This is a genomic window from Psychrobacter sp. GW64-MNA-CIBAN-0177 (genome assembly GCF_040309585.1).
GTDB lineage: Bacteria > Pseudomonadota > Gammaproteobacteria > Pseudomonadales > Moraxellaceae > Psychrobacter > Psychrobacter okhotskensis.
Map to the genome: position 1 here is coordinate 70057 of NZ_JBEOOY010000014.1, position 10259 is coordinate 80315.

8 protein-coding genes are annotated in these 10259 nt (G+C 43.8%); 6 read left to right on the forward strand and 2 right to left on the reverse strand.

Annotated elements, in window-relative coordinates; all coding sequences use genetic code 11:
- Positions 1 to 301 precede the first annotated feature (301 nt).
- The 3 genes from gyrB to AAEY79_RS09895 all read left to right on the forward strand — a co-directional run bounded on the left by gyrB (position 302) and on the right by AAEY79_RS09895 (position 5181).
- A complete protein-coding gene (gene gyrB, locus AAEY79_RS09885) occupies positions 302 to 2881 on the forward strand; it encodes a DNA topoisomerase (ATP-hydrolyzing) subunit B (RefSeq protein WP_051395163.1) in 2580 nt (859 codons plus the stop codon).
- Between the two features lie 126 nt (positions 2882 to 3007).
- On the forward strand, positions 3008 to 4489 hold the full coding sequence (locus tag AAEY79_RS09890) for a DUF6880 family protein (RefSeq protein ID WP_025651998.1): 1482 nt from the start codon (positions 3008 to 3010) through the stop codon (positions 4487 to 4489).
- Positions 4490 to 4551: 62 nt separating this feature from the next.
- A complete protein-coding gene (locus tag AAEY79_RS09895) occupies positions 4552 to 5181 on the forward strand; it encodes a manganese efflux pump (RefSeq protein ID WP_025651999.1) in 630 nt (209 codons plus the stop codon).
- Positions 5182 to 5533: 352 nt separating this feature from the next.
- Here the strand turns inward: AAEY79_RS09895 and rlmF are convergent, their stop codons facing one another.
- Both rlmF and AAEY79_RS09905 read right to left on the reverse strand, forming a co-directional pair.
- Positions 5534 to 6571 (reverse strand): 23S rRNA (adenine(1618)-N(6))-methyltransferase RlmF, encoded by a 1038-nt coding sequence (rlmF, locus tag AAEY79_RS09900; protein ID WP_025652000.1) that lies wholly within the window; start codon positions 6569 to 6571, stop codon positions 5534 to 5536.
- Between the two features lie 65 nt (positions 6572 to 6636).
- Complete coding sequence (locus AAEY79_RS09905; RefSeq protein ID WP_352288178.1) at positions 6637 to 7359, reverse strand: LysE family transporter; 723 nt, start codon at positions 7357 to 7359, stop codon at positions 6637 to 6639.
- 319 nt (positions 7360 to 7678) lie between these two features.
- On the opposite strand from AAEY79_RS09905, the gene AAEY79_RS09910 reads away from it, so the two are divergent.
- The 3 genes from AAEY79_RS09910 to AAEY79_RS09920 all read left to right on the forward strand — a co-directional run bounded on the left by AAEY79_RS09910 (position 7679) and on the right by AAEY79_RS09920 (position 10234).
- Positions 7679 to 8485, forward strand: coding sequence for a crotonase/enoyl-CoA hydratase family protein (locus AAEY79_RS09910; protein ID WP_352288181.1), 807 nt, complete (start codon positions 7679 to 7681; stop codon positions 8483 to 8485).
- 67 nt (positions 8486 to 8552) lie between these two features.
- Positions 8553 to 9719 (forward strand): MalY/PatB family protein, encoded by a 1167-nt coding sequence (locus AAEY79_RS09915; protein WP_352288184.1) that lies wholly within the window; start codon positions 8553 to 8555, stop codon positions 9717 to 9719.
- 92 nt (positions 9720 to 9811) lie between these two features.
- Positions 9812 to 10234 carry a hypothetical protein gene (locus AAEY79_RS09920; RefSeq protein ID WP_352288187.1) on the forward strand — a complete coding sequence of 141 codons (423 nt, stop codon included), beginning with the start codon at positions 9812 to 9814 and terminating at the stop codon, positions 10232 to 10234.
- Positions 10235 to 10259: the final 25 nt, after the last annotated feature.

A 10259-nucleotide genomic window follows, 5' to 3' on the forward strand; every position in this document is an offset into this window, starting at 1 on the left:
TTTATTTATTTTACTTGGCTTTAATAATGTTTAAAAGAACAGAAGCTAGTATTAAAAATACCGAGCGCTAATTTTATGTCTGTAATGACATGCCACAAAGTTGTAGCTAACAATGTTTAGCTAATAATACGCATGACAGGCTTTGACCATAAAACGTTAAGTCTAAGATAACATCGTGAGGCGTCACCGTAATGGTGCGCCCGTGATGGGCTGATAATGGCTAGATTAAGGAATGCACATGAGTGATTCATTACCTACCGATTACGAGCAATTGACGGCCGATACGACAGTTTCAGATGCTATGGTGTCGGATACTGTCGTTGACACGATTGTCCCTGCCGCCGTTCAAGGGTTACCCTCTGATTACAGCTCCAAAGATATCCGTGTTTTACGCGGTTTAGAAGCCGTGCGCGTGCGTCCTGGGATGTATATCGGTGATACCGATGACGGCACCGGCTTGCATCATATGGTCTTTGAGGTGGTGGACAACTCTATCGATGAAGCATTGGCCGGTCATTGTGATCAGATCGATATCGTCATTCACGAAGACGAATCGGTCAGTGTCATGGACAATGGTCGCGGCGTCCCTGTTGATATCCATCCAGAAGAGGGGGTGTCAGCGGCGCAGGTTATCATGACCGTGCTGCACGCAGGTGGTAAGTTCGATGATAACAGCTATAAAGTCTCAGGCGGTCTACATGGTGTCGGCGTCTCGGTCGTTAACGCCTTGTCCAAAAAGCTTGAAATGAATATCTGGCGTGAAGGCTATCACTACCATCAGACGTATACCGATGGTGTGCCTGATGCTGACATTCAGCAAATGGAAGCAACGGATAAAACGGGCACCCAAATCCGCTTTTATCCTAGTAACGATGTCTTTACTGGCACTATCTTCGAATATGATATTTTAGCCAAGCGTTTACGTGAGCTGTCGTTTTTGAACTCAGGTGTACGCATCGTCTTGACCGATGAGCGTATCGATAAGCGTCATGAGTTTGAGCATAAAGGCGGATTGTCAGAGTTTGTCAGCTATATTAATGCGGGCAAAGATGGCGTCAACGAAGTCTTCCATTTTGATAGTGAGCAAGACGATGGCATCAGTGTCGAAGTGGCCCTACAATGGACGGACACTTATAACGAAAAAGTATTGTGCTTTACCAATAATATTCCGCAGCGCGACGGTGGTACGCATCTATCAGGCTTTCGCTCGGCATTGACCCGCTGTCTAAACAGTTATATGGATCGTGAAAACTTATTCAAAAAAGAGAAAGTGACGGCGACGGGCGATGATGCGCGTGAAGGTTTGACGGCGATTGTCTCGGTTAAAGTGCCTGATCCAAAATTCTCTAGTCAAACCAAAGACAAGCTGGTCTCAAGCGAAGTAAAGTCTGCTGTTGAATCAGCCATGCATGATAAGTTCAACGACTTTTTGTTAGAGAATCCAACGGCTAGTAAAGCCATTGCGAATAAAATCATCGATGCAGCACGAGCACGTGATGCTGCTCGCAAAGCACGTGAAATGACACGTCGTAAGACCACTTTGGATATCGCTGGTTTGCCTGGTAAGTTGGCGGATTGCCAAGAAAAAGATCCAGCGCTTTCAGAGCTGTATATCGTGGAGGGTGACTCTGCGGGTGGTTCAGCCAAGCAGGGTCGTAGCCGTAAGACCCAAGCGATTTTGCCACTAAAAGGTAAAATCCTAAACGTTGAGCGTGCGCGTTTTGACAAAATGTTGTCGTCTGCGGAAGTAGGTAACTTAATTACTGCGCTTGGCTGTGGTATCGGTCCTGATGAATATAATCCTGATAAAGTACGCTATCACAAAATCATCATCATGACCGATGCCGACGTTGATGGGTCACACATTCGTACCTTGCTGTTGACCTTCTTCTTCCGTCAAACGCCAGAGCTGATCGAGCGTGGCTATATTTATATCGCTCAGCCACCGCTATACAAAGTGAAAAAAGGTCGTCAAGAGCTGTATCTAAAGGACGATGAAGCCTTAAAAGCTTATCTATTGTCATCAACGATTGACAATACCAAGCTGCATATTAGTGCTGATGCGCCTGCCATTACTGGGCAAGCATTAGAGACGCTATTGAATGATTATAACCAAACGCAGCTGATCAAAGCCCGTTTGCAAATTCGTTTTCCAGCGGTAATTTTGGATGCTTTAACGCATACGCCAAAGCTTAGCACTGATATGACTTACGATAAGTCTGCTATGCAAGCGTGGCAAGAAGCCATGCAAACTCAGCTTGAGCACTTTGGTAGTGATCTGAGCCCTGAGATTGAATTGGTCAATATTCATGCGCCGCAACCAAAGAATATGGATGCTGCCGCTGCAGACTTATTGGGTATGAGGCCTGCGGTAGAAATTGCAGATGGCACAGTGTCTGATAGTGAGGCGTTATCAGCCAAGGCACAATGGTTGCCACGTATCACTGTTTATGTGCATCAATTAGCCCACCATTATCTGCTAGATGCAAGCTTTATCAACTCAGGTGAATATACCAAGTTGCTACGATTATCGGCTGAATGGAACACCTTACTTGAGGAAGATGCCTTTATTCGTCGTGAGGCAACAGCAGGTACGACCAAAGATATCCCAGTGCGTGACTTTGATTATCTCTGGCAACAGATGATGCTGGATGCGCGTCGTGGTTTGGCAATCCAGCGCTATAAAGGGCTAGGGGAGATGAACGCTGATCAGCTTTGGGATACCACTATGGATCCTGAAAACCGTCGCATGCTACGCGTCACGATCGAAGATGCTATCGCGGCGGATCATATGTTTACCTGCCTAATGGGTGATCACGTTGAGCCACGTCGTATCTTTATCGAAGAAAATGCGCTAACAGTGTCTAATTTGGATATTTAGCTTTTAAGCTTTGAGATTATAGACCTTGAAGTTTGAATATAAGTATTTATTGGTATAAAGTCATCTTGCTCGCAAGGTGGCTTTTTTCATATGAAACATTACCAGTAAAATAGTGAGGGTAACACTATGCTAAACGCAGAACAAAAGAAGTATTTGTCACAACTATCAAAAACGGCCTTAATTGATTTTGTCTCTGATGTGTATGGTGTAGATAAAATGCTCGATAAAAAAATTGAGCGTCTGCTATTACAATCAGATAAGCCTAAACTTATAAAAAAGTTAACCACTACACTAAAAGGACTTAGAAGACGAAGGAAGTTTGTAGATTATTGGGAGTCTAGCGAATTTGCTACTGAGCTTCAGCACTTAGCCAGTGACATAATGAGCCTTTATCCTGAGCAACCACAAGAATGCCTGACGTTACTTGAGTTATTTATAGAATCTACTAATGCTAGCTTAGGGCGTGCTGATGATTCTAACGGTTATATTGGTGATATTTATAGGAGTTTGACTGCATCTTGGCTGACAGTGGCTAGCACATGCTATGAGCAAGAAAAGCGAGACATACTGGTTGATGAGCGCGATATACTCAGCCATGCTTGGGTAAAGAAAGTAAAATTGCTGGCTGACGATAATGATTATGGTACTAAAGATAGTTTATTAGAAGATATTAATGAGCTGTTATCTGAGCCTGAGATACGTGGATTGATCGCTGATTATCAACAAGAGCGTGAGAATATCCAAATAAAAAAGGCAAACGAAGATACGCTCAATGAAAGGCAAAACAGCCCTTTAAGCGATGATGCTTTTTCGATTAACTATGAAAAAATGGTAATTGAGATCGCCATAAAAAATCTATCAAGGGCGCTAGGTGATGTGGGATTTTTTGAAACCATCTTTTTTGAGATGCAAGAGACTAGACCAGTTCATCCTCGAAGATTAGAAGAGTTGCTAACATTTTTGCTAAATCAAAGAGCTTTTGATAAGGCACTACACTACTTAAATGAAGAGTGGCAAAGCGATGGTCTGTTAGATAAGACCAGACGCTTGGATTGGCTAAGTCACATATATCACATGCAAAAAAATACCAATGCGCTCATGGAAGTGCTAGGCGAGGTATTTGAGCTGCAACCAAGCCCTTTAAGGCTAAAAGCTATCATGGCTGAGGCCAGTCCTGCTCAGCAAGCTCAGTGGCGAAAAAGAGCTTATGAGCTGGCAGAGCAACAAGAAAATGTATTTATGGCAACATCACTACTGCTAGAAATAGGAGAGGTTGAGCTTGCCAATCAGGTCGCAGTTGCCCGTTATTGCCAGTTTGCTGATGTACATTATACAGCGCTAACCGGCATGTTAAAGGAGTTGCCAGCTGAGACTGATTTACTTCAAGTTATTATTTATCGCACTTTACTTAATGATATTCTAGACAGCTCTCGCAGCAAAGCCTATGGTCACGCGGCTCGCTACTTCAACCGTCTAACAAAGCTTGATACGGTTATTAGTCAATCGTCTAAGCCTTACAGCGAACTTGCAACCCATAAAGAATATGTTATTACGCTTAAAGATAAGCATGGCAGAAAGCGTAGTTTTTGGGAAGAGGTAAACGATTAAATCGATGTGATGTTTCACGTGAAACTTCACTAGATAAATCATTATAATAAGTGGACACTAAAATGATTGAAGTTGTGTTGCTGGCTATCGCTTTAGCCATGGATGCATTTGCTGTCGCGATTGGGCTGGGTGCTAAGTCGCAAAAACAAAGCAAGCAGTATTTGTTACGTTTAGCTGTTTATGCGGCGTTATATTTTGGTATTGCGCAGGGCGTGATGCCATTGATTGGATATTTGTTAGGCGCAGCACTTTTAGGCTGGTTGGCTGCTGCTGCACCTTGGATCGGTGGCATTATACTGATCGGTCTCGGTGGCAAGATGCTTTATGAGGTGTTTACTGGTGATGGGGAGGATGCGGTAGACAGTGCGCTTCACCTAAAGGCTGGTGCTATTGATACGACTGGTGATACCGTTGCCGCCATAGGCAGTGGAAACGGCAGTATCAATCATCGCACTATGTTTACGCTCGCCATTGCCACCAGTATTGATGCGATGGCGGCAGGGTTTACCCTTAATTTATTGGCATTGAATGCATGGTTAGCATGTTTAATTATCGCTGTAGTAACGGCTATATTTGGGCTATTCGGTGTTTATCTAGGCTGGCGCTCTGGTACATGGTTAGAGGATAAAGCCGAAGCATTAGGTGGTTTGGTGCTTATTTTAATTGGTATAAAAATCATGTTTTTTGGCTAGATAACTAGGGCGTGTTGAACATTCATAAATGAACACTGCTGATCGCTAAAATTGTTCCAGACACGGCGCAAGTCGAAGATTATGTTGATACCTTAGCTCGAATTGCAACACGGTATGGGGCAATTTTAGCATCAGCCTAAAAAATAGTCTCTGTCAGTGCCACGATCGAATGTTCAACACGCCCTATAATGAGTGAAAATTAATATCGATAAATCAGCAATACCGTCGCGTTTTAAGGTATTTAACTATATTCCATTTTGACTTATTTTCTCAATAAAAAGCACCGCTCTGGGTTCCAGAGCGGTGCTTTTTTTGTTTCACGTGAAACTTTAAGAATTAAAAACAGTAACTACTATTCTTCATCAGTGTTAAAACGCCATGCCAATATACGGGTGTTTTTCTGTCCTTGGCTCATCTCAATAATGCGCATCTGTGTGACATCAAGCTGCTTTAGCAATAGCTGTAAAGGTTTTACGTTTTCAGACTTCGAGACTAAGCTAGTAAACCAGCCAACATGCTCAGCGAAATCTTGGCTCTCTTTTATCATCTTAGTCAAAAAGGTAATCTCGCCACCTTCACTCCATAGCTCTTTATGCTGACCGCCGAAGTTTAGGTTTTGTGCCGCATTGCCAGATTTCGTTGAGTGTCGGCTTACTTGCTCGTTTTCATTCTTGCCACGATGGCGTTGCAAATTATGCTGCTTGCGGGTATTGGATTCCATCGCTTCTTCTAGTGACGCATGGAATGGCGGGTTGCACACGACCACATCGAAGTAATCTTGACGACCGATGATACCTGCAAAAAACTTCTTCGGATTGGGTTGTAGTTTTACTTTCACCGCGCCTTTTAGCTTTGGATTGGCTTCACAAATCAATGCCGCGGTATTGACCGAAATAGGGTCGATATCGCTCGCCGTAAAGCGCCAACCGTAGCTTTGGCTGCCGATAATAGGGTAAATAGCACTGGCACCAGTACCAATATCTAAGGCATGGATTTCTTTACCCATCGGCGGTGTATTATCGTCATTCATGTGCGTGGTTTGCGCCAATAAGTCAGCGATGTAATGAATATAATCGGCACGCCCCGGAATCGGTGGACACAAATAACCTTCAGGAATGTCCCAAAATTTAACGCCATAATAATGGGCCAATAGCGCCTGATTAAGCACTCTTACCGCTTGATGATCAGAGAAGTTAATCGTTGGCTCGCCATTAGGATTGGTAATCGTATGCTTGGCAAGCTCAGGCAAAGCGCGGGTCAATACCGCAAAGTCATAGCGGCCTTGGTGCGGATTGCGTGGATGCAGCTGGCCTAATTTTTTGGCAGTCTCAGGTGATCTGTTTCTGTGATTGTTAGCGGTCGGGCGACGGTTCATAAGCTTACTGGTCATAGTATCGGGCTTTGATGTTTGAATATAATCAACCATTTTAGCAGATTTCGCGGCTAACGAATGTCTTATCGGCTACGTAAAATCAGGTTTAATCCCAATACGATCATCGCGGTACCTAAGACGCGGTCAATCCAATGCTCAAAGCGTTGAAAGCGACGATGTATCGCAGGAATGGAGAGTAACATCACTACGGCGCTAAACCATGCCATCTGCAAGACCATCATCCATACGCCATAGATTGCTAACTGCCAAAGCGGTATGTCAGGTGACAATACGAGGGTAAATATCGCGACAAAATACACCGGCGCTTTTGGGTTAAATACATTACAAAAAAACCCACGACGCAAAATAGCAAAAGTAGAATCGCTGTTGCTTACGTCAGATTTTGTCGGTTTAACACTTTGACTGTCTAAAGTAGTTTGAGCATTGGGCGCTGCTATGTCCGAGACCGGCTTAGGTTTAGCTTGAATGGGTTTAGCTTGAATGGGTTTAGCTTGAATGGGTTTAGCTTGAATGCCTTGCCAGCCTAAATAAATCAGATAAGCGCCGCCCAACCATTTAATAGCGGTGAGTAGAGGCTGCGAGTGAGCGATTACCGTTGCCAGTCCCAATACCGAATAGATAATATGGACGGCGAGACCTAAGGTAATACCGAGACTACAAATCAGACCCGTGCGTCGCCCCTTTGCCAAAGTCTGCTGTGAAACCAATACAAAATCAGGACCTGGGGAGGCGGCAGCGAGCAAGTGCACGCTAGTGATCAGCAAAAAACCGTGCCAAAATTCCATAAAAAGCTCTGAGTCATGTCTTAGGTTGAATAATAGTTGCACTTATCGCAAATCAGGTCAACTGATATTGAGGTCAGCTGTTGATGGAAACGCTAAAACGGTGCTTGCGTTGCAAAGAGCGTATGTCTATATTGAAAGTCAGTAATATTCACTGAAATAAGACAATTTTGGCGTAGGGTGTGGTTAACGCAGCGTAACCCACCGTCTTATACTTTTATAAGGTTTAAATGGTGGGTTACATTTTATCTTCATTCTCTACGAAAACTTGATAAAACTAACCGCACCCTACCACAACTACAAATATAAAAAGGATAAAACCATGAGCATGCAAAACGATACTGACGCTATTGGCAAGCGCATTACCTATGAAACTGACGGCCATATCTGCCTAATCGGACTCAATCGTGCGGACAAGCGCAACGCCTTTGATAGCCATATGATCAAGCAACTCTCTGAGGCGCTTACCAACTATGAAAACGACGATAACCTACGCTGTGCGCTTATCTTCGCCCATGGCGAGCACTTTACCGCTGGTCTTGATTTGATGGAGCTACAAGATAAATGGGATAAAGGCGCGTTTGAATTCAATGATAATAAAATCGATCCGTGGGGTATCGGTGGCAAACTGCGGACCAAACCTGTGGTCGTGGCAATACAAGGCACTTGCTTTACCGCTGGGATTGAGCTGATGCTAAATAGTGATGTGGTCATCGCTAGTGATAATTGCAACTTTGCGCAGATGGAGGTGCAGCGCGGTATCATGCCGTTTGGCGGGGCGACGGTACGCTTTGTCGCTGCAGCTGGCTGGCAAAAAGCCATGCCGTACTTGCTGACAGGTAAAAACTTTGACGCGCAAACCGCCGATAAACTAAACCTAGTCAGTGAAGTCGTACCCAATGGTGAAGAGTACGAGCGCGCGCTAACGATTGCCAAAGAGATCAGCACCTCCGCCCCGCTTGGCGTGCAAGGGCTGCTATCCTCTGCGCAAGATGCCAGTCGTAATGGCGCAAAGTCAGCGCTAGCTAATATTCATGGTTATCTGCCGCATTTATTTCATTCAGAAGACGCAAAGGAGGGTGCGATGGCGATGGTTGAGCGCCGCGAGCCTGAGTTTAAGGGTAGGTAGAGACTCGTAACGCTACCGAACGCATGATGTAAAGCTTTCTTTAACCGTATGACCAAGGACAATACCAGTGCAATATAACTTCGACGAAATCATCGATAGACGCGGGACGGGATCACTTAAGTGGCACTATAGTGACGATACCATTCCGCTATGGGTCGCCGATATGGACTTTAGAGCCGCGCCGCCTATCTTGACTAGCGTACAGCGCGTGCCCGAACACGGCATCTTGGGCTATACCAAACCTACCGAGGGGTTGTTTGAGGCGATTATCAACTGGCATAGCAATCGTTATGGTTTAAATCTGACACGGGATAATATCTTATTTTCGCCAGGGGTGGTGCCAAGCCTTGCGCTGATGATGCAGATATTTACCGAAGTAGGCGGCGCGGTACTGGTCAATGATCCCATTTATACGCCGTTTATGACTAAGGTGCAGCAAAATAAGCGCACGCTTGTGATGTCTGCGTTAAAAGAAGTTGAGGGTAAATACCAACTCGATCTAAAAGATATCGAAGCTAAAATTATCGAGCATAAGGTTAAGCTATACTTGCTATGCAACCCGCATAATCCGGGCGGGCGCGTCTGGACTGCAGGCGAGCTTAAAGCGCTACTGGCGCTGTGTCAAAAACACGATGTCGCCATCGTCAGTGATGAGATTCATCAAGATTTAACCTTAAGTGGTCATAAATTCACGCCTTTATTAAAGCTAGCAGAAGCAGAAAATTACGCGCATAACATCGTTAGTCTAACCTCAATGACTAAAACCTTTAACGTAGCGGGTATCAAAGGCTCGATGATCTTTGCTAAAGATGAGACGCTAATCAGAAAAATCAGCCAGCAGCAGCAGTTAAATGATGAATACGAGCTGAATTTATTTGCTTATACGGTGATGCAAAGTGCTTATGAAGAGGGCGGCGATTGGCTTGCACAGGTACTGGCTTATATCGAAAAAAATATCGAGATTACGCTAGACTTTTTAGCAGGGTATTTGCCTGATATCAAGGTAATGCGCCCTGAGGCGTCGTATTTGATTTGGCTCGATTGCTCAGCGTACGCGCAAGATGATCAGGCGCTTTATGACAAACTGCGAGCCGCCAAAGTTGAGCTAAACTCGGGTATTAAATACGGTCGCGAGGGTCATCTAAAAATGCGTATTAATGTGGCGTGTCCTGAGGCGCTGCTGCGTGAGGGGTTAAATCGGGTTTATGCGGCTTTTGGTAAAGAATCGACATAAACGAGATGGCTGAACATTTTTTAGAAAAAATTGTGGATGATATTCTCAAAAATGTATAGTCTAACAGTCTTAAACAGAATAATGAGTTTAATATGACAAAACAGGCAATTACACACAAGACTCTCGATAAGCATATTTACAGTAGTGATATGTCTAAACATACTAATTTAATAAAATTGGAAGAAAAAAAGAAAATTCTAGATAAGTCTTTTAATTGCTCCAACTCATTAACTGAATTTTTTGAAATCCAAAAAATAATTAAAAACAACAAACCTTGTTATACTTTGAAGAGCTTTCATCAAGTAACACTAGCTCGCAATTTAACATCAAATATAAGATTAGCGTTAAAGAAAACTAAAAGCAGAAATGAAATATCCCGTCAGCTTGTACAGCATTTGAAGGAAGGCACTAGTTATAGGATATATCGTTTAGATATTAAGTCGTTCTTTGAAAGTGTTAGTATCGGAGTTTTTCAAGGTAGTTGTCACCATCAAGCCCAATTAAGCAGCTTGTAATCTCATCTTTTCTGGCTCTTTTACA

Coding starts and splice junctions, on each gene's coding strand:
- gyrB (WP_051395163.1), top strand. CDS start 302: ATGGTGTCGGATACTGTCGTTGACACGATTGTCCCTGCCGCCGTTCAA.
- AAEY79_RS09890 (WP_025651998.1), top strand. CDS start 3,008: ATGCTAAACGCAGAACAAAAGAAGTATTTGTCACAACTATCAAAAACG.
- AAEY79_RS09895 (WP_025651999.1), top strand. CDS start 4,552: ATGATTGAAGTTGTGTTGCTGGCTATCGCTTTAGCCATGGATGCATTT.
- rlmF (WP_025652000.1), bottom strand. CDS start 6,571: ATGACCAGTAAGCTTATGAACCGTCGCCCGACCGCTAACAATCACAGA.
- AAEY79_RS09905 (WP_352288178.1), bottom strand. CDS start 7,359: ATGGAATTTTGGCACGGTTTTTTGCTGATCACTAGCGTGCACTTGCTC.
- AAEY79_RS09910 (WP_352288181.1), top strand. CDS start 7,679: ATGAGCATGCAAAACGATACTGACGCTATTGGCAAGCGCATTACCTAT.
- AAEY79_RS09920 (WP_352288187.1), top strand. CDS start 9,812: ATGACAAAACAGGCAATTACACACAAGACTCTCGATAAGCATATTTAC.